The sequence below is a fragment of the Kribbella sp. genome (assembly GCF_035687465.1).
In the GTDB taxonomy this organism is placed as follows: Bacteria; Actinomycetota; Actinomycetes; order Propionibacteriales; family Kribbellaceae; genus Kribbella.
On record NZ_DASRXP010000642.1, the window covers coordinates 11,532 to 37,008 of the forward strand.

A 25,477-nucleotide genomic window follows, 5' to 3' on the forward strand; every position below is an offset into this window, starting at 1 on the left:
CGGGGGCTGCTTGCGGCGCCTGTTCAGTGTGACCGCCTACGACCTTGCATCGAAGACCGTGTTGACGACGAAGGATGTGGCATTGCCGGTGGCCGCTGAGACGGCCGCCGAGACCGTGCTGCTCTTTCCCGGCCAGGGCGCCTATGACGACGCAGCCCTGCGTGCCGCCCGCCCAGCCCTGATCGGCGTTCGTGACGTGTTCGAGCGGATCGACGCCGTCGCCGCCCGGCTGCAACCGTCCGCCGCCCGCGTCAGCCAGACCGTTCTCGCCACCTCGCCACCCTCCTTGACGAAGCTGTCCACGTCCGAGAAGGACCTTCTGCAGCTGACGCTCTTCGGGCTGTCCGTGGCGGTGTACGAGTCGATGAAGTCCGCCGGCGTTCGCCCGGGCGTGCTGATCGGGCACAGCTTCGGCGAGATCGCCGCGCTCGTGTGCGGTGGCATGTTCACGCTCGAGCAGGGAGCCGAGATCGTCTGCCATCGCAACGCCGCGCTCCGTGCCGTCGCCGAGCGGCCCGGCGCCATGGCCGCGGTGGGATGTTCGGCTGAACGGGCACGCGCCATGATCACGGTGCTGGAGCAGACCGAATCGGCGGTCGCCGCTGAGAACTCGCCCAAGCAGTCGGTGGTCTCCGGACCCGACGAATGCCTTGCAGCGATTGAGAAACTGGCTCGGGCCGCGTCGATCTCCTTCCTCCGGTTGCAATCGCCGTACGGGTTCCACAGCTCCCTGATGGCGCCGGTCGCCGAGGCGTTCGCGGCGAGTCTGCGCGGGCTCCGCCCTGCGCCGCTATCGATTCCGGTGTACTCGCCGATCCTCGGCCGCTGGTACGAGGACGGCGACGACATGCCGGAGTTGCTGGCCAGCCATCTGATCCAGCCGGTGTACTTCGGCGACGCGGTGCGGCACGTTTGGGACAAGGGCTCTCGCGTCTTCGTTGAATGCGGTGCGAGGTCGACGCTCGTCGGGCTGGTCGGTCAGTCGCTCCCTGAGGCGGCGAAGGTGACGTGCCTGGACGGCGACCACGCGGCTGCGTTTCCGCAGGAGCAGGTGGAGAGGCTGCGCGGGCTGGGTCAGCTGCCGAGCAGTTTCGACGATCGGTTCGCGGAAATCGTCCTGCCGGGTGTACCGGTGGTCGAGGCGCGGACCTTCTGGGACGCCTGTGGACAGGACATCCTGGAGCAGATCCGCCAACAGTACAAAGCATTCAGCAAGCAGAACGAGCCTGAGCTGCAGGTGCCCGCACCGGAAGCTGCACCGGAGCCGGCGGTTAGCGTGCCGGCAGTAATTGCGTCGGCGGAGCCCAGCTCAGTCAATGGCGTTCTGCCCGCCCGGGACGAGTTGGCTGTGGAGCTGGCGGCCTTCTATGCGGAAGCGTTGGAGTATCCGGTTGAGGTGATCACTGAGGATGCCGAGTTGGAGGCTGATCTCGGGGTCGACTCGGTAAAGCAGACCGAGCTGATTGCGAGGGTTGCAGAGCGGTACGGCCTGCCCGAGCGTCCTGAGGGATTCCGGTTGAGTGACTACCCGACTCTCGGCAAGGTCGTCGATTTCGTCAGCACCGCAGCGGCCGAGCGCCAGATGGCGGCGTGAGTCCGGCATGCTGCGTGATTCAGGCGTGAGGGGGGACAGCGACATGCTCGACTTGACCGGCCGGATCGCGTTGGTGACCGGCGGAGCCCGCGGTGTCGGGCGGCGCGTGGTGACGTTACTCGCCGAACACGGCGCGCACGTCGTGATCAACTGCTTCCACTCGTTCGCCGAGGGGAGGGCACTGCAGGCCGAGCTCTCCGAGCGAGGTCTCCAGGTGGAGGTCGTCCGCGCCTCGGTGGCGAAGGTGGAGCAGGTCGATCGGATGTTCGCCGAGATCGAGGAACGGCATGGCCGGCTGGACATCCTGGTGAATAACGCCGCGTCCGGCGGACTGCGCCCGGCCGCGGAGACGACCGAGGAGCACTTCCGCAAGGCGCTGGACACCAACCTGCTCGGCAGCTTCTGGTGTGCCGAACGCGCCGCGAAGCTGATGCCGAACGGTGGGGCGATCGTGAACGTGTCGTCGATCGGTGCGCCGATGGTGCTCGACAACTACTTGTCCGTCGGTACGTCGAAAGCCGCCGTCGAGGCACTCAGCCGCCACTTGGCGGCGGAGTACGGGCCGCGCGGGATCCGGGTGAACACAGCGTCGTGCAGCCTGGTCGAGGGCGAGGTGGCGACGCTGTTCCCTCGTGCGGAGGAGATGCGTCAGGTTACGGTCGACTCGACCCCGATGGGCCGGATCGCCACCGAGGACGACCTCGCCCGCATCGTCCTGTTCCTCGTCTCCGACCTCGCCTGCTGGGTCACCGGCCAGACAGTCCTAGGCGACGGCGGCCTCTCACTCGGGCGCGCGATGATGTCGCCGCCCCGCATCCCGCTGATGGACCAGGCAGTTGAAGCGGCGGTCGAGGTGGCGCCGCGGGCGGTGGTTGAAGCGGCGCCGCGGGCGGTGGTTGATGGTGGTGAATTGGCTGAGTCTGATCCGATTGCTGTTGTGGGGATGGGGTTGCGGTTGCCTGAGGCGGGTGATCCTGATGAGCTGTGGCGGCTTCGTCTCAGTGGTGAGCATGTCTTCACCGAGGTTCCCGCTGACCGCTGGCGGCTGGACTCGTTTCATGACGCCGACCCGGAGGCTCCCGACAAGACGTACAGCCGGTGGTCGGGATTCGTCTCGGACACTGCCGGCTGTGAGGGTCAGGACTACACCGCCCGCTGGCTCCGCCACGCCCTGGTCCAGTCGCTCGAGGGCGTCGGCCGGGACAGCACCGACCGGGTGTCGTGCTTCGTCGGCTACACCGCCGACGGCAGCCAGCACTTGGAGGAGGCGATGGTCCTCGCCGGCCTACGCCGCCGGCTCCACACCGCGAACGGCACGGCCGATGAGTTGCGCACCAAGCTCGCCGAGCACCTCCACCGGGGTACCGGAGCGACCGCCGACTTCCTGCCACACCGGGTCGGGCGGCAGGCGATCGACGGCGTACTTCCGGCGGATACCGAGCTGTTCATGGTGGACACCGCCTGTTCCTCTTCGCTCTACGCCGTCGACCTTGGCATGAAGGCATTGCTGGCCGGCGACTGCGACCTGGCGGCCTGTGGTGGTGCCTTCGCACTCGGCCCGCGCGGTGCCGTGCTGTTCTCCAAGCTCGGCGGCCTCGCCCGGCGCGGCAGCGTCCGATCGCTCGACCGTTCCGGCGATGGCGTGCTGTTCTCCGACGGCGCGGGAGTCGTAATACTCAAGAGGTTGAGTCGCGCACTGCGCGACGGCGACACCATCCTCGGTCTGCTGGCCGGCGTCGGTACTTCGTCGGACGGCAAGGGCAAGGCGATCTACGCCCCCAGCTCGGCCGGCCAGGAGATCGCGATCCACCGCGCGCTCGAAGCCCCCGGCGTCACCCCGGATCGGATCGACTGGGTCGCCGCCCACGCCACCGGCACACCCGCCGGTGACCTCGCGGAGCTCAACGCACTGCAGAGCTCGTTCCCGCCGGACCAGGCCCTGCAGGTGACGTCCAACAAGTCGGTCATCGGTCATACCGGCTGGGCCGCCGGCGTCACCTCGCTGATCGAGGTGCTGCTCGGCATCCGGCACGAGCAGATCCCGCAGCAGGTCGGATTCGAGACACCACCGGACGCCTTCGATGCCGACCGGACGGCGCTGCGGATTCCGCGCGAACTGCTGCCCTGGCCTGTCACGCCGGGCCGGCCGCGGGCCGCTTCGGTGTCGAGTTTCGGCTTCGGCGGTACGAACGCGCACATCGTGGTCGAGGAGTTCCAGGGTCAGCGGCCGCCCGTTCCGGCGATCGCGAAGGATGATCGCATCGTGGTCGTCGGCTGGTCGGCGCACGTACCCGGCCTCGACCGGGCAGAAGACGTCGAGGGCTGGCTGCGCGGTACCGGCCCGGCCCCCGACGTGTCGTTCGGGGAGCAGTACCCGGTGCCTCCGTTCGAGCGGGTGCGGATGCCACCGCGGACCCTGCGGATGCTCGACCGTTGCCAACTGATGGTCCTGGAGTGCGTGGCCAAGCTCGAGTCCGCGCTGGGCGACGTCTGGAAGAAGTACCACGACACCACCGGTGTTCTGGCCGGCCACCTCGGCCCGACGCGCCAGGCCACGCTCTATGCATTGCGCTGTCACGTCGACGACATCCGGACCGTGATCGGCGACGAACCGGCCGGCAAGCAGTTGCTGGCCGACCTGGAAGCCGATCTCGAACGACTGGTGCCGACAGCAACGGAAGACTCCTTCCCGGGGATCATGCCGAACGTGATTCCCGCCCGGGTCGCCAACTACTTCGACTTCCATGGTCTCAACATGACCATCGACAACGGACTCACCTCGACCGCAGCCGCCCTCGACGTCGCGGGCCGCTATCTGCGCAGTGGGGACCTGGACCTGGCCCTCGTCTTCGGTGTCAACGGCAACAGTCTGCCCGAGCTCGCCGACGTGATCGCACCACTGCTGCCGCCGGACACCGAGCTCGCCGAGGGCGCATTCCTGCTCGCTCTCACCCGCGAGAGCGTGGCAATTGCCAACGGCCTCCCCGCCCTCGGTCAGTTGGACGAGCTCGTCGACCGCGGCCGGCACGACGGCGACGCCGTCAGCGACCACGTGGGCCCGGAGGGCAGGAGCTACCTGGGCGCCGATGACGCAGTCTCAGTACTTCGCCGCCTGCTCACCGGTACGCCGGCACAGGAGGCGGCTCCGGACCCGGTGGACCTGCCAGCCAGCGAATCCGTTCCGCGATCGGTCGCGCGGTACGAGATGACCCTCAAGATCCTGCCGTCGTTGCCGATCCGGCCCGTCACCGAGTTGTTCGCACCGGGCACGCTGGTGCTGACCGATCAGCCAGAGTTGCTGGTGGACCAAACCCTGACCGGCGTGACAGTCCTGTCGACCGCACCCGTACCGAACGAACGTCCTGACTGGATCCACCTGCCAACAGTCGACCCCGAAGCGGTCTCGGCGGTACTGGCCAAGATCGACAGGCCCAGCGACCTGCGGGTGGTGACGAGCCTGGCAGCGGCGGCCGATCCGAACCAGGTCTGGGACACCTCGCCCGCACTGTTCGCCCTGCACGACCTGACGTTCCTCGCCTTGCAGCACTGCCACGACGCGATCGAACAAGCCGGCTCCCTGATCGTGCTGCTGCTCGGTGGCCGGCAGGACGGCAGCTGGCATCCGCTGGCCGGAATGTTCACCGGCCTGGTGAAGAGCGCCGCGCTGGAACTGCCGAAGCGTCCCCTCTGCACGGTGGTGACCAGCACCTCCGACCTGGCCACCGGGGTCAGGTACGCGACAGCGGAGGCGGCGGCCCACCAGTTCCTCCCCGTCGTCGTGTACGACAACGACGGCGAGCGTCGTTGCTTGTCCGTCGTCGAGCTGGACGACCAGCCGGGCGACGGTCCCAACGTCGCCCGCCTGGACAGCGACTCGGTCGTCGTGGCCTGCGGCGGCGCACGCGGTATCGGCGCGGAAGCCCTCAAGGCACTCGCGGAGAACTCCCGGCCGATCATCTACATTCTCGGCACCACCCCACTGGACGGCTACGACGACGCAGACCTTGCCGATGACACCGACGACCGAGTCGCCTACCTGCGCACCGAAAAGGCTCGCCGCCCGGACGCCACCGTCGCGGAGCTGACGAAGGAGTACGACACCCTCACCAACGCCCGGGCCGCGCGCCGCAACCTGGCCGCGATGGCCGAGTACAGCGGCGCGGATCGCGTTCACTACCTGACCTGTGACCTGCGCGACCGGGAGCAGGTCGTCCAGACGATGACCGAGATCCTCGGCCGCGAGGGCCGGATCGACCTGCTGCTCAACGTCGCTGGCCTCAACCGGGCCGCGTCCATTCCCACCAAGAAATGGGACGACTTCCGCTCGGTCCGCGACGTCAAGGTGCAGACCTACCTGAACCTGCGGTACGCGCTGCGAGACCAGCCGCCGCGGGTGTGGTGCAACTTCGGCTCGTTCGTCGGGTTCACTGGTCAGGTCGGCGAGGTCGACTATGCCGCCGGCAACGACTTCCTCAACACGGCGGCCGCGCACACCGTCGCCGTCGGACGCGACGAGGTCACGATCGGGTGGGCGCTGTGGCGCTCGACCGGCCTGGGCGCCAACCCGGTCACCAAAGCCTTCCTGGAAAAGAGTGGCCTGTTCACCAGCATCAGCACCGAGGAAGGCGTCGCGCTGTTCCTGGCGGAGCTCGGCCGGCCTCGCGACGAGCCCGTAGTCGTGCACCTGGGCGACGTCGAGAAGCGCGCGATCGAGGACCATCTGCCGGGCTTCTTCGTTGCTGTCGGCAACGGGCGCGGCAAGCCGTTCTACCTCGACATCGCCCGCCGCAGCCGATTCGGGAAGTTGTGGGCCGAGCGCTCGTTCGACCTGTCCAGAGACGGCTACCTCGCCCATCACGTCGTCAACGGTCACGCCACGCTGCCCGGGACGTTCGTTCCCGAGATCGCCGCGCAGGCCGCCCAGGAGCTGGTACCGGGGATGGTCCCGGCCGGGTTCGAGGACGTCACGTTCCACGCGTTCCTGCGGGTGTTCGCCGCCGATCGGCCGGTACACAAGAAGATCCAGGCCGAAGTGATCTCCCGCGACGAGCTGGAGACCGTCGTCAAGGTCCGGATCCTCGGCGACGTGCTCGCAGCGAACGGGACCGTACTCCGGACCGACAAACTGCACTTCGAGGCCCTGGTCCGGATGCGGGCCGAACTCCCGCCGGCACCGACCTGGGACCTGTGGACACCAGGTGAGGACGAGCGCCCGGTCGCTGATCCCTATCACGTGGCCAACCCCGTGGCACACCTGACGGGTCCGCTGGTGTCCACGGCCGACACCCGCATGCATCGGCTGGGACGCCGGGCCCGCTTCGCGCCGCAGGTCGATCCGGACGATCCCGTCTTCTCCACGTTCACCGTTCCGAGCCTGCTGCTCGACGGGCTGGCTCGCCTGTCGGTCCTCGAACCGGACACCGACGGCTTCATCCCGCTCGCCGCGCCGTTACGCATCCGCCGGATCGACCTGTACGAACTGCGCAACGACTGCCAACTCGCTGCGGCATATCCCACGGTGGAGCTCTACTCCAGCCCACGGTGGGTCGACCTGGAAGCGGAACGCCCCGACAACCGATGCCTGGCAGTAGCACCCGACGGGCGGGTTCTCCTTCAGATCAAGGACATTGCCGGCGTAGTACTGGGGTCGGTCCATCCGGCCACCGGTGAGTTCCGCCCGCGCGAACGCCAGTCAGTTCCGTCCGCTGTCGCAGGAGGAAGATAACGATGGCCATCGACGTCACCGACGCCGCCAAGCCGACCAGTACCGGCGGCCGTCGCCGGGCACCGGGACCGTCCCGCAACTGCCTCCTCAGCTACCAGCGCGACGCGCCTCGCCTGATCGCCGGCCTGCAGCACGACTACGGCGACATCGCCAGGTTCCGGATCGGGCCGATGCTGATCCATCTGGTCTCGCACCCCGAGCTGATCCGCCAGGTCTTGCTGGGCAGCGACACGCGGCACCTGAAGCGCGGCATCTTCTACGACGGATTCAAGGCGTACTTCGGGGACGGGCTGCTCACCACCGACGGCGACCAGTGGAAGCGGCATCGCGACATCTCCCGGCCGCTGTTCCAGGCCAAACGGATCGAGGACATGACCCCGGCGATCACCGACGCCGCGGTCACCCTGGCCGGCCGGTTCCGCGCGCACGCCGACAGGGGTGAAGCCTTCGACCTGATCCACGAGACCATGTGGTACACGATCGAGGTCCTCGGCCGCACCCTGTTCGGCTCCTCCCTCGGTGATGCGGTGGACCGGGTCGGCCCGGCGGTCCAGGTCGGGATGCCGTTGATCATCCAGCGCGGCAACCCGATGTACCAGGCCATCCCCACCTGGGTGCCGATCCCGCACAACCTCAAGCTGCGCCGCACCCTCGCAGTACTGGACGACTTCCTCGCCGACGTGATCGAGGACCATCGGCGCAATCCCCGGCCGGACCTGGTCACCGGCTATCTCGACTCCACGGTCGGAATGAGCACGCAGGAGATCCGCGACGGGCTGATGACCACCTTCCTCGCGGGCCACGAGACGACCGGCACCTCACTGGCCTGGACCCTGTACCAACTGGCGAACACTCCGTCGATCCGGCGCACGCTGGAAGACGAGCTCGAGTCGGTGCTCGGCGGCCGGCCGGCCACGCTGGAGGACCTGCCGAACCTGACCTACACGCGGATGGTGGTCGAGGAATCGCTCCGGGTCTACCCGCCGATCTGGCTCTATCCGCGGCAGGCGACCCAGGACCTGGAGATCGCCGGCTACCACATCCCGCCCGGGTCCAATCTGTTCATCTCGCCGTACGCGACCCACCGGCACCCCGAGTTCTGGGACAACCCGGAAGCGTTCGATCCGGAGCGATTCACCCCCGAACGGGTCGCCGCGCGGGACCGGCATGCCTACATGCCGTTCGGGTTCGGTCAGCGGCAGTGCATCGGCAAGCACATCGCCCTGCTGCAGTTGCAGGTCGCGGTGGCGACCGTCGCGCAGGAGATGCGGCTCAGCCTGGTACCGGGTGCGCCGGTGACCTACGACGCGAAACTGTCGTTCCGTCCCCGGCAGGCGCCCGAGCACACCATCACGATGACCGCGCACCCGCGGAGAGCAGCGTGATCACCGAGCACGTCACGATGGCAGCCGAGCCAACTCGGCCGGAGCCCCAACCGCTGTTCTGCTGGTACCCCGTCGATGCCCCGACACCCGGTACGGCGAAGCAGAAGATCGGCCGGACCCTGGTACTCGGCGGTGACGCCGCGCTCCAGTCCCACGTCCGCGATCACCTTGCGGCAGCGGGTGTGGAAGCGACGGTCGTGGACCTGCCCGACGATAGGACCGGTGACGCGCTGGTCGCGGCTGCCACCGCGCTGCTCGACGAGATCGGGCCGGTGGACGGCATCGTCGACCTCGGCGTCGCGACCGAGTTCGCGCTGTCCGACCCGGGCCCGTGGCGCACGGCGCTCCGGCAGACGGTCGCCGTACTCAAGGCGGTGTACGACGATTGGGCCGCCGAGACCGACGCGAACCGGCTGTTCTACCTCGCTGTCACCAGGATGGGCGGCCGGATGGGCTACGACGGCGAAGGTGTGGCCCAGCCGCTCGGCGGGATCTGGGCAGGGCTGGCCAAGAGCCTGCCGCAGGAGTTGCCGAACTGCCGCGTGAAGGTTCTCGATCTGGCTGCCGAGGCCGATGCGGCGCCCTACGTTCTACGGGAACTCCAAACCTGGGACCTGTTCGAGATCGGCTGGCGTGACGAGGAGCGCAGTACCCTCGCCGCCGGCCGGCACGTCGCCGGTCCCGCGCGCCTCGACCTCAGCCCCGCGGACACCGTGGTGTTGTCCGGCGGCGGACGCGGTCTCGGCTTCGCGATGGCCCGCGAGTTGGCCAGTCGCTTCGGCTGTCGTGTCCTCGTCTCCGGGCGGCATCCGCTGCCGTCCGGCGAGGAGTGGGCGGAACTCACCGACGAGGAGTTCGAGCGGCGAGAGCGCGACCGGTTGCGGGCCACCCCGCCGGACAGCACCGTCCGCGAGATCCGCGCCGACACCTTTCGTCGCCGGGCGCGGCGGGAGGCGCTGCACAATCTCCAGGAAGCGGCTCGCCGCAGCCTCCCGATCGAGTACCACGCGGGGGACATCACCGAGCCGGCGTTCGCCCGGGCGCTTGTCGACGCGGCCGGGCCCGCGCTCCGGGTCGTCATCCACAACGCCGGTGTCGCGGCGCCGACCCGGCTGCGGAACAAGACAGTGGACTCGTTCCTCGCCACCATCCAGACCAAGGTCGACGGGTTCGTGGCGTTGCTGGCCGCGCTCGGCGACCGGCGCGTCGACCACTTCTGCAACGTCGGCTCGGTGTCCGGCCGGCTGGGCGGAATGATAGGTCAGATCGACTACGCCGCCGCGAACGAAGCCCTGACCCGCTTGGGTTTCTGGGCGGGGCAGTGCGGCCAACAGGTCACCACGATCTGCTGGCCGACCTGGCAGCGGATCGGCCTGATCGCCAACTTCGACGCCGCCCTCCGGTACGCCGACGCGCTGCCCGTGGACGCCGGCATCCGGCTCTGGACGGACCAGATCGAGGCCGCCGAGCCCGGCGAGGTGATGGTGCTCGGCCGGATCGGGCGGGCCGTCTCACCCGGCCAGCTCAAGGGCTTCGCGAACTTCCGCGATCATCCGGACACCGACCGGCTGCAGTCGCTCGGGCACTACCTCGGCGAGGTCGAGGACTTCGCTCCGTTCCGGTCGATCCGCGCCAGGACACGGCTGGCGGCGGGCTCCCATCCGTGCCTCACCGAGTTCACTGTCGCCGGGACCTTCGCGTTGCCGGTCAGTCTCGTGCTCGAGTACGCGTTGGCGCTCGGCGATTGGGTGACGCCGGAAGGGTTCCCCACGCTCTGGCTCAGCCGGCTCCGCGACGTGATCGTCTCGGTGCCGGGCCTGGTCGGTGATGCCGACGGATTCGAACTGGTGAAGACCGGCTCAGGCCGCAAGACGGGCGACACCTGGGAAGTCGCAGTTTCTCTCACAGATGCTGCCGGACGACCGGTGATGCGCGCGACCGCGGAGTACGAAAGCACGCAGAACAAGGCAATGATGGACCCTCTTGCCGCGCAAGACGACTGGGGCGCGGAGTCGCCGACCAATGGGGAAGGGCCTGCAGGGATTGCCTGGTCGGGCGTGCTTTACCGCCCGCCACTCTGGCGGCGCGGTCCCGACGGCAGGCTCAGTGCACGGATCGACGAGGTGCCGAGCAGCGACGAGTGGACGCTGCCAGTGCCGCCCGCCCGGGTCCTCCTACATGCCGCGATCGAGGCAATCCTCCGCGCCCGCACGGCCAACGGCCGATCGCCCGGTGCGGTCGAGGAGATCCGGATCGCCGAGATCGGGATCGGTAGCGGAGCGGCGGCCGGGTCGTCGGTTTCTGTTGTCGGGGCGGCTGATCTTGGGGCGTGGCGGGTTGTTGATGTGGCTGGACAGTGTGTGCTCACGCTCAACGGACTCGAGGTGGTCTGAATGACCGCACCAGACGGAGGACCTGTGCCCATGGACCGCTCGGATTCCTACCGCGACACCTACTGCGTGATCGGTGCGGGGACCTGTGGCCTCGCGGCGGCGCGCAACCTCCACGCCCGCGGCATCCCCGTCCAGGTACTGGAGGAGCAGGACAGCCTCGGCGGAAACTGGTACTACGGATCGCCGAACAGCTCCATGTACGACTCGGCCCACCTGATCTCGTCGAAGCGCCTCGGCAGCTACACCGACTTCCCGATGCCCGACGACTACCCGGACTATCCGGGTCACCGGCACGTGCTCGCCTACCTCCAGTCCTACGCGGCCGAACACGGACTGGAGCGGCTGATCGAGCCCAACAGCCCGGTCACCCGGGTCGCACCGGCCGAGGGCGGCGGTTGGGACATCACGATCGCCGACCGCGAACAGCGCCGCTACGCCGGCGTGATCGTTGCCAACGGCCACCACCGCGAACCACTGTTCCCCGATCTGCCTGGCGAGTTCACCGGCGAGAGTCTGCACTCCTCGCAGTACAAGCGGCCGGATGTGTTCACCGGCAAGCGAGTCCTGATCATCGGCGGCGGGAACTCCGGCTGCGACATCGCGGTCGACTCGGTGCCGTTCTCGGCCCGGGTGATCCACAGCATGCGGCGCGGCTACTACTTCTTCCCGAAGATTGTGATGGGCAAGCCGATCGACGAGATCAACGAGCTGACCCACAAGCTGCGGATGCCACTCCCGCTGCGTCGGTTCGTCGCCGGGTTGATGTTGCGCGCGCATGTGGGCCGCAACACCGACTACGGGCTGCCGGAACCCGACCACAAGTTGTTCGAGAGCCACCTGATCGTCAACTCGCGCCTGCTCTACCACCTCAAGCACGGCGATATCACCCCGAAACCGGATGTGGCGAAGCTCCGCGGCGACATCGTCGAGTTCTCCGACGGCAGCGAGGAACAGATCGACCTGATCCTCTACGCGACCGGGTTCAAGCCGGCCTGGCCGTTCCTCGACACGGCGGCCGGCGCACCGTCGTACCAGGAGATGATGCGGCTGTACGCGAGCATCTTCCATCCGCAGTACGACGGCTTCTTCGTCGCCGGGCTGGTCCAGCCGGACGTCGGCATCTGGCGGCTGGCCGATCTGCAATCGCAGCTGATCGCCCGAGTCATCGAGGCGCAGGAGAACGCACCGGCTGCCGCTGCGTGGTTCCGCGCCCGGAAGCGAGGTCCGTTGCCGAGGCTGTCGCCGTACGCCTATCAGGAGTCCGAGCGGCATCGCCTGGAGGTCGAGCACACGACGTACGAACGCCTGATGCGCAACGAGATCGCCCGGCTCGACCGGCAGTTGGCCAACCGGCCGCGCCGGCCCGCGCCGCAGAAGACGGGAGTGTGACGTCGATGGCTGTGGACAAGGCAGAGGTCAGCCGCGGCAGTGTGGAAGTCGACGGGATCACCTGTCCCTACCTGCAGGCCGGGCCGTCCGACGCGAGAGAGGCCGTGGTGTTCTTCCACGGCAACCCCGGCTCCAGTGAGGACTGGCGTGCGGGCGTCGGCGCGGCCGGTACGTTCGCCCGTGCGATCGCCATTGACCAACCGGGCTTCGGGCAGGCCGACAAGCCGGCAGGTTTCGACCACACCTACACCGGTCATGCGGAGCACCTGGCCCGGGTGCTCGAGCAGTTGGGCATCGAACGAGCTCACGTGGTCGGCCATGACCTCGGCGGCCGGTGGATGCTCGACTGGGCAGCGAAGAACCCGGATCGCTTTGCCAGCGCGGTGATCGTGGCCGGTGGTGTCCTGCTCGACTACCGCTGGCACTACCTGGCGAGGATCTGGCGGATGCCGGTCATCGGTGAGCTGTTCATGAAGGTGCCGAGCCGTCGGCTGTTCAGGCTGATCCTGCGCCGCGGCAATCCGCGCGGCCTGCCCCGGGACTTCGTCGACCGGATGTACGACGACATGACCGGTCCGACCCGTCGGGCGATCATCGCGCTGTACCGGCCGACGTTCGACTGGAACGCGCGCTCGTACGAACTGTCGCGGGAACTGGACAAGCTCGACCGCCCGGTGAAGGTGATCTGGGGGCGGGCCGACCCCTACATCCCACTAGCCCAGGCTGATCGGCAGCTCGACACGTTCCCCGGTGCCGAGATCACGGTGTTCGATCGCAGCGGGCACTGGCCGTTCATGGACGATCCGGAGCGTTTCGAGGAAACCTTGCTGCCGTTCCTGCAGTCGGTCCTCGCCCGGTCCAGGTGATCAGGCGCTGTCGCGTTCCCTGATCCGGCGGGCGATGATCTGGGTCTCCCGGCCGGCGAAGGTGCCGAGTTCGTCGAGCACTCGTTCGCACTGAACCAGGGTGCGGCGGGCGGCGTCGTACTCGCCGCGCTCGAGATGGCTCGCGACGAGCAGCCGGTGGGCCGACTCGGACAGCCGGTCGGCGCGCATGGCCGCGTGCGCGAGGCGCAGCGACTGGTCCAGGTCACCGGTGGCGAGCAGTAGTTCACCAGCCCGGACGGCGCCGAGGACATAGCGCACCCGGAGCCGGTCGCGTTCGACCATCGCCCACTCGGCGTTCGGTACGTCGGCCAGGTAGTCGCCGCGATACAGCGGCAGCGCCTTCTCGTACGCCCGCAGTGCGACCGACGGTGCCCCCTGCCTCTCGGCGGCCTCCGCCTTGTCGAACAACTTGTCGAACCGCCAAGCGTCCACCGACAGCGGCTCCTCGGTGGTGAGCCGCAGCATCCCGTTCTCAGTGCGCAGGAAGTACGGCGCCTCGCCGCTGGCCCGGTCGGGTTCGAGCAGCCGCTGGGCGTAGTTGAGGGTCACCCGGAGGTTGCGCATCGCGGCGTCGGCGTCCAGGTCCGGCCACAGCTCGACGGCGGCCGCGAGCCGGGACACGGTCCGCTTCGCGACCATGTACAGCAGCAACTGGCGGACCCGATCGCGTTGCAGGTTCGGGTGGTCGACGGGGCGACCGTCCCGCCAGAGCTCGAGCGGACCCAGCACCAGCAGATCGAGCTGGTCCGATGGGACGACCGGGGCTCGCAAGGCGAGCTCGCGGGCGGTCCGGGCCAGCGCGCCGCGTCGTGACTTGGTCAGCTCCTTCAGATGAGGCCCGGCCGCGGTGTTCAGCTCGGTGAGCAGCTGTCGTCCCTCCTCTCGTCCGGCGGCGATCGCGGCGACGGCGAACTCGACCGCCCACGGCAAGGGCAGCGCCGCCCGGATCTGGCCTGGAGAAAGGCCGGCCAGCTCCGCCACCTCGCGCAGCGAGCCCTTCTCCCGCGCAGCCACGAGTGCGGCGGCGATATCGCGCAAGGCCGCGAGATCGGGATGCAGCTCCGTCGCCTCCCACAGCGGACGGCTCTCGGGCACGAGGACATAGCTGAGCGCGGGGAACAGCCGGTGCATCCGACTGGCGGCGGCGCGACCCAGCGGCCGCCTCGCATGCGCGTCAGCGAGCAAGGCTCGCGCCTTGTCCTCGTTGCCCTCAGCAATCAGTACGGCGACCTCGCCGAGCTGGAAGGACGTCTCGTTCAGGGCGCTGTTGCTGTCGTTGAGTGCTGCCCGCGCCTGCTCCAGAAAGCGGCGGGCGCCGGCCACGTCACCGACGTACGCGAGCAGCTTCGCGCAGTTGCTGAGGGTGAAGACGACGCCAGGGTCGCGCCCGGCGGTCCTCGCCTCGCCGGCGAGCACGGGGATCTGGCGCACGGCCTCGTCCACCTCGCCGGCCAGCCAGGTCGACAGCATCCTCACGTCGACAGCCGGCATGGCCGACGTTCCGTACGCATCCTTGACAGCCAGTTCGGCATAGCGGCGGGCCCGGTCGGTGTCTCCGTCGAGCAGTAGCAACCAGGATCGCTGCATGTTGACGCCGGAATCCCAGTTGTCCGGGAAGACACCCAGGTGGGCGAAAGCGCCCTTCCAGTCACCGCGAAGGTCGGCCAGCCAAGCCCAGCCGACGTTCACCCGCAAGGCGAACTCGGGCACCTCCCGGCCCAGCGCCTCCGCCCGGCCCAGGGCAGCCTCCAGCCGGTCGGCGTCCGCCAGCCACCAGCTGAGGTAGCTCAGGTGGGTGATCGCGGCGATCTCCCCGGTACGGCTGCCCCGGTCGTGGAAGTCCTTCTCCACGGCCTCGAACATCTTCAGTGCCTTGGGCAGATCGGCGCCGCGTTCGACGAGCGCGAGCAGCAGCCGGCCTGCCGCGGCCCGGCGATGCTCGTCCGGCAGCAGGTCGTACCACTCCAGGAAGACATCCGGCGCGACCAGCGGATGGGTCGCAATGGCCGTCTCGCAGATGACGTCGTGCACGACGTCCCACGCTCCGACCTGGGAGAGCAGGCGGACGGCGCCGTCCACATCGCCACGAGCGCGCAGTACGGTCGCGGCCGTGACGCAGGTCGCCGTCAGCTCGTCCGGTTCCAGCTCACCGGACAAGGCCGGCCACCAGAGCGGATGCAGCGACCGCCAGGTGCCGGGCACGCCGGCCACCAACGGCAGTCCGGCGAGCAGGTCGGTCAGGTCGACGGGTTGGCCGGCGAGGTCCGAGGCCAGCTCCTCATCGCCGCCACCGACCAGGGCCAGCATCGCGAGCAGGCGCCGACGGTCCGGCGGCATGCTCGTCAGCAACTCTTCCCACAGATAGTCGCGGACGCGATGCCGGCCAACCGATGCGGCCAGCTCGGCCAGCGCAGGCCAACCGGCGGTATCGCTGAGCAGGTCGGGCTGCAACCCCCGCGCGGACGCGAACTCGGCGAGTTCCGTGGTGGAGAAGGCGAGATCCCGCTCGCCGAGCTCGACTGCCTGGCCCATGGCGGCCAGCCGCGTGCTGGAGACCGGAAGCGGACCGCGGCCGGCCAACAGGACATGGCCATTGTGCGGCATTCTTTCGACGAGGGTCGAAAGGAGCGCGGCACCGGGCGAACCAGGTGCGATCAGATGCGCGTCGTCGAGCAGCAGAGCGACGTGCTCGGGCGACCTTCGCCAGATCTCGGCGGTCAGCTGGCTGATCGCCAGCTCGGTATTCCAGGCTGCTGGTGCGGCGATCTGAAGGCTACGCGCCAGGCCTGCGCAGAGCGTGGACGCGGTGCTGTCGCCGGCGTTGCAGGTGAGCCACGCATCGACGCCATGTGGGGCGAGCTGGTTCTCGGCCCAGCCCTGCGCGAGCACGCTGGTCTTGCCGAACCCAGGTCCGGCGGTGAGAACAGTCAGCCGGTGCCGGAAGCGTTGCTGCAGAACGGCCAGCAGGCGTGGGCGAATGATCAGGTCGACGTTGAGCTCAGGCGGACTGAATCGAAATCCTCCGGGCTGGCCCGGCTTGATCGGCCTCATCTCACAGATCCCCCGGTCGGCGCGCTTGGCGTCGGTCGCGAAGTCACGATAACAGGGCAGCCCCTGAACTCAGAGCGATAATTCGGAGCGTGCTCACCTGAACACGCTAAGCTGCGCGTCCGGCCGAGCTGCCGAGTTTCGTCCGCTGTATTCGCCGACCGCGTCACCGGGTCCTCTTCATGACACAAGTGGGATCGGCCAACAAAGGAGACAGGCCAGATGCTCGAACACGTCGGCCGGCTGGTAGTACGAGCTCGCCGGATCGTCCTCGCCCTGACGGCAGTTGCCGTCGTCGGTTTTGCGGTCGCCGGGATCGGCGTGATCGACCGCCTGTCCGGTGGCGGTTTCGTCGACGCCGACGCAGAGTCCACCCAGGCGACGCAGTTGCTGGACCAGGACTTCGGCACCGGTCAGCCGAACTTCGTCCTCGTCGTGACCAGCCCGTCCGGCAGTAGCGTTGACGATGCCAGGGTCCGGCAGCTCGGCGCAGACCTCACCGGCCGACTCGGCCGCGAGACAGGCGTGCTGGAGGCGACCTCCTACTGGACGCTCGGATCGCCGGAAGCCCTGCGCAGCAAGGACGATCGGTCGGCTCTGGTGCTGACCCGGCTGGCCGGCGACGAGGACGAAGTCCGCGACACCGCGCGCACTCTGCGCGAACGGTTCGACGACCAGGACGGGCTGACGATCCAGGCGGCCGGTTCGTCGGTGGTCTACGGCGAGCTGACCGACATCCTCCAGTCGGATCTCATCCGCGCCGAACTGTTCGCGTTCCCGTTGACCCTGTTGTTGCTGCTGGCGATCTTCGGTGGACTGGTGGCCGCGTCGCTCCCACTGCTGATCGGTCTGGTCTCGGTGACCGGGACGCTCGCGGTGCTGGCGATCGTCGCGTCGGTGACCGACGTCTCGGTGTTCGCGCTCAACCTGACCAGCGCACTCGGTCTCGGGCTCGCGATCGACTACGGGTTGTTCATCCTCAGCCGGTTCCGGGAGGAGTTGGCCACGGGAACCGAGCCGCACGAGGCAGTCCGCCGTACCGTGAGCACCGCCGGCCGGACGGTCATCTACTCCGCGGTGACCGTCTCGATCTCGCTCGCGGTCCTGCTGATCTTCCCGCTGTACTTCCTGACCTCATTCGCGTACGCCGGGATCGCCGTCGTCCTGCTGGCCGCGTTCGCAGCGGTTGTCGTCCTTCCGGCCGCGCTGGCTGTGCTCGGTCATCGGGTAAACGCCTTGGCCATCCCGCGGTTCTGGCGCCGCGGAAAGGCCAAGCCGGACCGACCCAACTTCTGGGGCCGGCTGGCCGCGATGGTGATGCGCCGGCCGATCCCGTTCGCCACGGTTGTGGTCGTCGTCCTGCTCGCTCTGGGCGCGCCGTTCCTGAACGCCCGGTTCGGCCTGCCCGACGACCGGGTGCTGCCCGCGTCGGCGGAGAGCCGGCAGGCCAACGACGTACTGCGTGAAGAGTTCAGCACCCGCGAGACCGAGCCGGCGTTCGTGGTGGCCACTGAGCCGGTGGCTTCGGCCGAGGTGGCGTCGTACGCCGAAGAGCTGTCGCGGATCGACGGGGTGGCGCGGATCGACGCGAGCACCGGCTCGTACGCCGGGGGCCGGCAGGTCGCACCACCCTCGCCACAATCAACGCAGTACGGGTCCTCGAACGGGACCTGGCTGTCGGTGGTGCCGGACGTCGAGACCTACTCCCCGGACGGCGAACGGCTCGTCGAGGACATCCGGTCCACCCAGGCACCTGCCCCGGTGCTCGTCGGTGGCCGCTCGGCGGAGCTGGTGGACACCCGCGGCGCGATCACCGATCAGTTGCCGCTCGGGCTCGGGCTGATGGCGGCCGCGGTCGGCATCCTGCTGTTCCTGTTCACGGGCAGCGTGCTGATCCCGCTCAAGGCGCTCCTGCTGAACCTGCTCAGCCTCACCGCGACCTTCGGGGCGATGGTGTGGGTCTTCCAGGAGGGCCATCTGCGCTGGCTGGTCGGCGACTTCGCCGTGACCGGCACCCTCGACATCACGATGCCGGTGCTGATGTTCTGCGTGGCGTTCGGGTTGTCGATGGACTACGAGTTGTTCATGCTGTCCAGAATCCGCGAGGAGTGGGTCGCGGGGGCCGACAACGTGACCGCCGTGACCCGCGGACTGGAGCGGACCGGTGGACTGATCACCGGTGCCGCCCTGATCGTCGCCGTCGTGTTCCTGTCGTTCGTGTCGTCCGGCGTGACCTTCCTGAAGTTGCTGGGGCTCGGACTCGCGCTAGCGGTCCTTGTCGACGCGACGATCATCCGTGGCGTCCTCGTCCCAGCGTTCATGCGGCTGGCCGGACGAGCCAACTGGTGGGCCCCGCGGCCATTGCGCGCGCTTCACGCGCTCATCGGACTGCGGGAGTCATCGAAGACCCCCGGATGATGGGTTCCCAGCTCGACGTGGAGGCGCCGGAGAGCGCGGCCCCGGCTGGGCCCGATGCTGCCGATCGGGATGCCCAGGCGGGTACTGATCTCCTGGTACGACAGCGGCGGTGACGCGGCGAGCAGCAGGAGCATCCGCTGCTGGGACTGCGGTAGGCGGCGAAGCGCCTTGCGGACGGCCTCTCTCGGCTCGTGCCGCAGGGCGCACTCCTCCGGCCCGTCCTCGTGACTCGCGACGTCGAGGTGGTGGTCGTCGAGCGGCCGCTCCCGGCCGGCCGCGTTCAGCTCGTCGATGCACCGCCGCCGGGCGGTCGTGAGCAGCCACGCGGACAGCCGCTCTGGATCGCGGATCCTGCCGATGTTCTCCACCAGCCGCAGCCACGTCACCTGGACGACGTCGGCGGCCTGTTCATTGGTAAGGCGAAAGCCGCGTGCCGTCCACCACAGCAGCGAGCTGTACTTGTCGATCAAATAGTTCCAGGCGTTCTCGTCGCCCTCGGCGGCGCGCCTGACGATTCCATGGATGTTCTCGTCCTCGGACATTCTCACCCTTCCCTCGGTACGGCGATCCTGTCGGCGGCGCGCTAGCGAGCTGTCAGCGATGAGGTACGGCGGGGGCGTATCACCGGCCGGCCCTGGACCGTCAGCTAGGTGGTAACCGGAAAACAGTTCGCGGCCGATGGCCGTTCGAGGAGATGGAAGGTTGAGATGGCCGAAGCGTTGTCTGCTGTCAGCAAGGAGCACCCCGGGTACGCGGGCCAGGCTGTCTACAAGACCTCGTTCCTGCGGATCTACGACCTGTTCGTGGTCGGCTTCTCCAACAGGGTGATCTACCGGTGCCCCAGCCGTCGGTTCATCGACCTGTACGACCGGTACGCAGGGCGCCGTCATCTCGACCTGGGTCCGGGCACCGGGTACTTCCTGTCCCACTGCAAGTGGAGCGACGGGAAGCCGGAACTGACGCTCGCCGACCTGAACCCGGACGTGCTCCGCTACAGCGCACACCGGTTGCGCAAGTACGAGCCGACCGTGGTGCAGGCGGACATCCTGCAGCCGCTCCCGTTCCCCGACGGCTCGTTCGACTCGGTCGGGATCAACTTCCTGCTCCACTGCATGCCCGGGCCGATGCGGGAGAAGGGCCGGGTCTTCACCGAGGCGGCCAGGCTGCTGCGGCCAGGCGGCATGTTGTTCGGCAGCACGGTGATCCAGGACGGGGGCAACCACTGGTGGTTCGCCCGGATGATGATGGGGATCTACAACCGCAGCGGGATCCTGTCCACCACCGAGGACAGCCTGACCGATCTGAAGAAGTCCATCGCGGCCGGCTTCGATGACTACCAGGTCGAGGTGCGCGGGAGTGTGGCGGTCTTCACCGCCACCCGTAGCTGAAGGTCAGCTGCCGGCGGTGAGGGCGGGGAGGACCGCCACCGCCGCCCGGTAGCCAGGCGGAGCACCCGGATCGACGATCGTCGGTTGATCGGTCCGGGCAGAGTCGGCCGGCCAGGTGAACGGTGTGAGCGTGAAGCTCGTCATCGGCACGGCCAGCCCGTCACCGGTCGCCTTCAGAACCGCTTCCTTCCGGACCCAGAGCCAGAGCAACTCCTCGGCGCCGGCGGCCTGCTCCGACGGCGCGCACACCATGGTCGCGATGTCGACGAAGCTCTTGCTCGCGGCTTCGATGTCGACGCCGACCGGGCCGGCGTCCGAGACGGCGAGCATCACGTACCCGTGCGAATGGGACAGGGAGAACTCCCACCGCCCACCGTCGACAAGCGCCGGCTTGCCATGTCCGGTCCGGCCGCAGTTGTGGCACGTCCGGACGATCTCGAGAGCGGCCGGCGCGGTGTCGAGGCGATCGCCCAGGACGCGCCGGGCCAGCGTCCAGGCGGTCCTGAACCGGTCGCGGTCCGCGGGGCGCCGAAGCCGGGCCGCCCGGGCGCGCTCGTCGGCGGACAACACGTCGGCGTGGTCCTCCGGGTCGCCCACCGGCGCACACCAAACCTCCACCAGCCCGCCGGCGAGCTGGATGGCTGTGACGTCGTGTTCTGTCTGCATCTCCCCAAGAGGATCCCACGGACGCAAGAGACCGAGAGACCAGGCGGGCCGGCCGCCTGGTCTCTCGGTCCCTTGCGGATTAGTGGTGCCCGCTGTCGTCGTCGCCGGACTTGCCGGAGCCGGAGTGGCCGCTGTCGTCGTCACCGGACTTGCCGGAGCCCGAGCCGCGATCGCCGCCGTTGTCGTCACCGGGCTCGGCGGTCCGAGGGTGGCGCAGCCCACCCTTGTCGTCGCCGGCCTCCGTCGTCCTCGTAGCGGAAGGCTTCCGCAAACCGCCCTTGTCGTCACCGGGCTCCGTCGTCCTGGTAGCGCCGGGCGTGCGGAGGCCTCCCTTGTCGTCAGGAGTGGGACTGACCGTGGCGGCCTGCGGGACGATGCTGTCGGGCGCCTGCGAGCCGCCGGGGTCGACGGCTGACCAGGCGGCCGTGCCGCCGACCACGAGGCCGGTTACTGCGGCTAGGGCGATCACGCCGGTCCCCGCCCAAGCGAAGTACGAGCGCGTCTTGCGGTTCGGGTCTGTGCTCTGCTCATCAGGTTTCATGGTTCGACCATGGCCCCGCGGCATGGGCACCCACCATCGGACCATGGTCGTAGGACTGTTGTCGGGCTGCCTCGCAAACCGACCTCCCCTCTACGATCCGGGCATGGTGAATCTGCGCGGAAGCTCCACGGCCGGCCTGTTGGTCCGCTTCACCGCGGCCGGCTTGATCGTGCTGCTCTCGCTGGCGGCCCTGATCGCGTTCGTCGCCAGGCAGGCCGGTACCGAACAGGCGACGGAATCCGCCCGCCAGGTCACCTTCGTCACCGCCCAGGGGGTGGTCCAGCCGCGGCTGGACGCCGCCGTCATCGCCGGGACGCCCGCCGCGCTGCAGGCCTTCGACGCGGCGATGCGCAGGTACGTTCTGCAGGGCTCGCTGGTCCGGGTGAAGCTGTGGAACGCCGACGGCAAGATCGTGTACTCCGACGAGCCACGGTTGATCGGGGCAAGCTTCCCGCTCGGCGCCGAGGAGGCCGAGGCGCTCAGGATCCAGGGCAGCAGCGAGTCGGAGGTCAGCGACCTGAGCCGGCCGGAGAACCGGTTCGAGGTCCCGTACAAGAAACTGCTCGAGGTGTACGTCGGGGTCCGCGGCACGAACGGTGAAGCGATGCTCTTCGAGGCGTACTTCCAGTACAAGGCGGTGACCGACGCCGGGCAGGCGGCGTGGCAGCGGTTCGCGCCGCCTTCGCTGGGCGCGTTGCTCGTCCTGGAACTGGTGCAGATCCCGTTCGCGTGGTCGCTGGCCCGCCGGGTGCAGCGGCAGCAGCGCGAGCGGGAACGCCTGCTCCGGCATGCGGTGGAGGCCTCCGATGCCGAGCGGCGACGGATCGCGGGGGAGTTGCACGACGGCGTGGTCCAGGAGCTCACCGGGCTCAACTACGCGCTGGATGCGATGCGGCTCGGCAATCCCACTGAAGGCCAACGAGCCGGGCTGATCGCTGACAGCGCGAGCCGGCTGCGGGGCAGTATCGGCTCGCTGCGCTCCCTCTTGGTCGACATCTATCCGCCGAACCTGGCCGAGGAGGGACTCGAGTCCGCCCTCGCCGAGCTCGCGGCCGGATTGGAGCGCACGGGGATGGAGGTACGGCTGGAGACCGAGAGGGCGGCGAACCTGCCGCCGGCGGTCGCCGCGCTGTTGTTCCGGGCCGCGCAGGAGATCATCCGGAACGTCGCCTCCCACAGTGGCGCCCGCGAGGTGCTGATCAGCGCGGGCCGCTCGGATGGCCGGGCGACGCTGGTGATCGACGACGACGGGCGCGGGTTCGACGAGACGCGGCTGGACGAGCGGAGCAGCGGCGGACACCTGGGACTGCGGTCGATCGGCGACCTGCTGGCGGAGTCAGGTGGCATGCTGACCGTGCGGGCCGCTCCCGGCCAGGGCACACGAGTGGAAGTCGAGGTACCGGTCGGATGATTCGGGTGCTGATCGTCGACGATCACGCGATCGTGCGGACCGGCCTTGCCCAGTTGCTCGCTACCGCTGACGACCTTGAGTTGGTCGGGGCGGCGGGCGACGGGGAGCAGGCCGTGTCGATGGCGGCCGAGTTCCAGCCGGATGTGGTCCTGATGGACCTGTCGATGCCAGGCGCTGACGGGATCACAGCGACCGGGCGGATCGTGGCTCAGAACCCGTCCGCCCATGTGCTGGTGCTGACCTCCTTCAGCGACCAGTCGCGAATCCTGGACGCGTTGCAGGCCGGTGCCGAGGGGTACCTGTTGAAGCACAGCGAGCCGGAGGTGATCCTGGCCGGCATCCGCGAGGTGGTGGCGGGTGGTTCGCCGCTGGACCCCAAGGCGGCGCGGGTCCTGCTCACCAACCGCCGGAGCCCCGGCCCGGATACGAAGCTCACCGGCCGGGAGCAGGAGGTGCTCGACATGGTCGGCGACGGTCTGCCGAACAAGACCATCGCGCGCCGACTCGGCATCAGCGAGCGCACGGTCAAGGCGCACCTGACCAACGTTTACCAGCGTCTCGGCGTCACGGACCGCACCCAAGCCGCCCTCTGGGCGCAACGCCAGCGCCGCACGGACTAGCAGGTACTAGTACCAAGGTCCGATGGTCCTCGCCCGCCTACCCGGGGCACCATCGGGAGCATGGAATCGCAGGAGGACCTCCGGGGACGCCCGATCGTGCTGCAGTCCGACGGCACTGCCCCGGACTCCGCCCGTCGAAGCCCCGCCCGGTACCTCGCCTGGGCAGGCACCGCCATGCTCGCCCTGGCTGCGGCCGTCGGCCTGGTAGCCGGAGGCACAGCGGTCTGGTCTGCCTTCGACCCCGGTACGCCGGGCCAAGCGCCCGCGCCGCTGTGGCCCGCGCCGCCGGCGACCGTCAAGCCTCAGGCCGTGACCGCAACCCCGAGCGCCACCCACACCAGCCCAGACGACCACGGCGATGACCACACCAGTACGCCGACGTCCACCGACACTACCGAGCCCGGCGACGACAAGGGCGGCCTCCGCAAATCAGGTTCGGACGACAACTCCGGATCAGGTAAGTCCGACGACCGCTCGGGCCACCGCTGAGAGGTCAGCCGAGGACCGTGCCGTGGGCCTGGCTGGGTTGGTGGGTTGGAGTGCCGTCGTAGTAGGTGTTGTAGCCGAGGGTCAGTACTGCCACCAGCCAAGCGCCCAAGGAGCTACAGGTGGCGACCCCGGAGGCGTTGGTAGTAGCAGTGCAGGCTGTGCGTCCCGCGACGACGAAGCGGACCGGTTGGCCGGACAGGGCGTGGCCGGTTGCGTCTGTCAGGGTTGCGGACAGCAGCAGAGAGATACGGAGTGGCAGGATCTGCAGCACCGCCGGGTGAGCGACCAGTCTGGTGCCCATCTTGTCGACGCGATGCGTGACACTCCCCGAGCTAGGCGAGTGCCCGGCGTCCCCGCCGTACCGAGCTGTCACCACATGCGACCCCACGCCGAGTGTGGACAAGCTCAGCGTCGCCTTGCCCGCGGCCAGCGGTCGTGGTGCTCCGGCATCGGCTCCGTCGATGGCGAACTGCACCGAACCAGTTGGCGTCGCGCCGCCAGTGACCGTGGCCGTGAAGGTCACCGCCTGCTCGTACGCCGAGGGTGCGGGCGCGCTGGTCACCTGGGTGACCGTGGTGGCGCGCGGCTCCAGATCGACCAGCGCGAGCGAGATCGTGCCTGTCGCCCCATCGCGGCCGTCGACCGCGATCCGGTACGTCCTACCGGCGCTGGCCGTGAAGGTCACCTTGCTCGCCTGCCCGCAGCCGTTGTTGTTGGACGCCAGTGCGGTCAGACCAGGCTCGGTGTAGACCGCGAGCAGCGTGTCGAAGGTGCTGCCACAGGTGTCGATCGAGACACGCCCGGACAAGGTCGGCGTCCAGCTGTACCAGACCGACGTACCGCCCACGAAGCCCGCGTGGAACGGCTCACCCGGCTCCCGCGTCGCTCCGGCGTTCGTCCCCGTGATTGCTATCGGCAACGACCCGGTGAGCACCCGAGGAGCAGCCAGGTTGTCGTTCGCCGGTGGATCGGTCCCGGTCACCGCTAGCCTGAACTCGCCGGTCCCCGGGAAAGCACCCGCCACTCCGGAGGTCCAGCCGTCGACAGCGATCCGGTACGTCGTACCGGCGGTCGCCGTGAAGGTCACCTTGCTACCGCCGTAGATCTTGCCGCAGCCGTCGTCGGCCGACGTGACCTCGGCCAGGGTGGCCAAGGTCGAGCCGGAGTAGACACCGATCACGGTGTTCACCTGACTCGCGCAGGTGTCGATGGTGACCCGGCGGTTGGCCGAAGGCGTCCAGCTGTACCAGACCGACGTGCCCTGCCCGTACTGCGCATGCGCCGGTTCACTGTTCTCTCCGGTCGCATCGACTGTGGTCCCGGTGACGGCGATCGGCAGAGCTCCGCCAAGGGACTGTGCCGCTGCAAAGGCGTCGTTGGCGGGTCGCTGCGGCGCCCGTACCGTCAGCCGGACGTTGCCAACAGCACCACCCGCGCCGTCCACTGCGATCCAGTAGGTCTTGCCAGCGACTGCGCCGAATTCCACCCGGCTCTGCGCACCCCAGCCGTCTCCGTTGATGGCG

General features: G+C 68.8%; 16 protein-coding genes. 11 read left to right on the forward strand and 5 right to left on the reverse strand.

Going from position 1 to position 25,477, the window contains the following annotated elements:
- The first annotated feature begins 88 nt into the window (after positions 1–88).
- The 6 genes from VFG33_RS34195 to VFG33_RS34220 are packed head-to-tail and all read left to right on the forward strand — an operon-like array spanning position 89 to position 13,352.
- Positions 89–1,594: an acyltransferase domain-containing protein gene (locus tag VFG33_RS34195; RefSeq protein WP_325057149.1), complete on the forward strand. Its 1,506-nt coding sequence runs from the start codon at positions 89–91 to the stop codon at positions 1,592–1,594.
- A gap of 43 nt (positions 1,595–1,637) precedes the next feature.
- Complete coding sequence (locus VFG33_RS34200; protein WP_325057150.1) at positions 1,638–7,319, forward strand: SDR family oxidoreductase; 5,682 nt, start codon at positions 1,638–1,640, stop codon at positions 7,317–7,319.
- Between the two features lie 2 nt (positions 7,320–7,321).
- On the forward strand, positions 7,322–8,704 hold the full coding sequence (locus tag VFG33_RS34205; RefSeq protein ID WP_325057151.1) for a cytochrome P450: 1,383 nt from the start codon (positions 7,322–7,324) through the stop codon (positions 8,702–8,704).
- A complete protein-coding gene (locus tag VFG33_RS34210; protein WP_325057152.1) occupies positions 8,701–11,097 on the forward strand; it encodes a KR domain-containing protein in 2,397 nt (798 codons plus the stop codon). Before VFG33_RS34205 ends, VFG33_RS34210 begins: the two co-directional genes overlap by 4 nt.
- Before the next feature lie 30 nt (positions 11,098–11,127).
- Positions 11,128–12,486 (forward strand): flavin-containing monooxygenase, encoded by a 1,359-nt coding sequence (locus tag VFG33_RS34215; protein WP_325057153.1) that lies wholly within the window; start codon positions 11,128–11,130, stop codon positions 12,484–12,486.
- Between the two features lie 5 nt (positions 12,487–12,491).
- Positions 12,492–13,352 (forward strand): alpha/beta fold hydrolase, encoded by an 861-nt coding sequence (locus tag VFG33_RS34220; RefSeq protein WP_325057154.1) that lies wholly within the window; start codon positions 12,492–12,494, stop codon positions 13,350–13,352.
- Here VFG33_RS34220 and VFG33_RS34225 read toward each other — a convergent pair whose 3' ends face one another.
- Positions 13,353–16,424 carry a BTAD domain-containing putative transcriptional regulator gene (locus VFG33_RS34225; protein ID WP_325057155.1) on the reverse strand — a complete coding sequence of 1,024 codons (3,072 nt, stop codon included), beginning with the start codon at positions 16,422–16,424 and terminating at the stop codon, positions 13,353–13,355.
- A gap of 219 nt (positions 16,425–16,643) precedes the next feature.
- Between VFG33_RS34225 and VFG33_RS34230 the strand changes: the two genes are divergently transcribed.
- Positions 16,644–18,839 carry an MMPL family transporter gene (locus VFG33_RS34230; RefSeq protein WP_325057156.1) on the forward strand — a complete coding sequence of 732 codons (2,196 nt, stop codon included), beginning with the start codon at positions 16,644–16,646 and terminating at the stop codon, positions 18,837–18,839.
- On the opposite strand, the gene VFG33_RS34235 is transcribed toward VFG33_RS34230, so the two are convergent.
- Positions 18,794–19,381: an RNA polymerase sigma factor gene (locus VFG33_RS34235; protein WP_325057157.1), complete on the reverse strand. Its 588-nt coding sequence runs from the start codon at positions 19,379–19,381 to the stop codon at positions 18,794–18,796. The genes VFG33_RS34230 and VFG33_RS34235 overlap by 46 nt on opposite strands.
- Positions 19,382–19,546: 165 nt before the next feature.
- On the opposite strand from VFG33_RS34235, the gene VFG33_RS34240 reads away from it, so the two are divergent.
- On the forward strand, positions 19,547–20,227 hold the full coding sequence (locus VFG33_RS34240) for a class I SAM-dependent methyltransferase (RefSeq protein ID WP_325057158.1): 681 nt from the start codon (positions 19,547–19,549) through the stop codon (positions 20,225–20,227).
- A 3-nt stretch (positions 20,228–20,230) separates the two neighbouring features.
- Here VFG33_RS34240 and VFG33_RS34245 read toward each other — a convergent pair whose 3' ends face one another.
- On the reverse strand, positions 20,231–20,893 hold the full coding sequence (locus VFG33_RS34245; protein WP_325057159.1) for a 4'-phosphopantetheinyl transferase family protein: 663 nt from the start codon (positions 20,891–20,893) through the stop codon (positions 20,231–20,233).
- Between the two features lie 79 nt (positions 20,894–20,972).
- Positions 20,973–21,434, reverse strand: coding sequence for a hypothetical protein (locus tag VFG33_RS34250; RefSeq protein WP_325057160.1), 462 nt, complete (start codon positions 21,432–21,434; stop codon positions 20,973–20,975).
- A gap of 103 nt (positions 21,435–21,537) precedes the next feature.
- Here VFG33_RS34250 and VFG33_RS34255 point away from each other — a divergent pair, with 103 nt between their 5' ends.
- From VFG33_RS34255 to VFG33_RS34265, 3 genes are read left to right on the forward strand one after another with little or no spacing between them, the layout of a single operon-like run.
- Positions 21,538–22,845 (forward strand): sensor histidine kinase, encoded by a 1,308-nt coding sequence (locus VFG33_RS34255; protein WP_325057161.1) that lies wholly within the window; start codon positions 21,538–21,540, stop codon positions 22,843–22,845.
- Complete coding sequence (locus VFG33_RS34260; protein WP_325057162.1) at positions 22,842–23,465, forward strand: response regulator; 624 nt, start codon at positions 22,842–22,844, stop codon at positions 23,463–23,465. Before VFG33_RS34255 ends, VFG33_RS34260 begins: the two co-directional genes overlap by 4 nt.
- Before the next feature lie 60 nt (positions 23,466–23,525).
- Entirely contained in the window at positions 23,526–23,954 is a 429-nt protein-coding gene (locus VFG33_RS34265) for a hypothetical protein (RefSeq protein ID WP_325057163.1), read from the forward strand.
- Between the two features lie 4 nt (positions 23,955–23,958).
- On the opposite strand, the gene VFG33_RS34270 is transcribed toward VFG33_RS34265, so the two are convergent.
- Positions 23,959–25,477: Ig-like domain-containing protein (locus tag VFG33_RS34270; RefSeq protein ID WP_325057164.1), on the reverse strand; the 1,519-nt coding region annotated here is incomplete at its 5' end.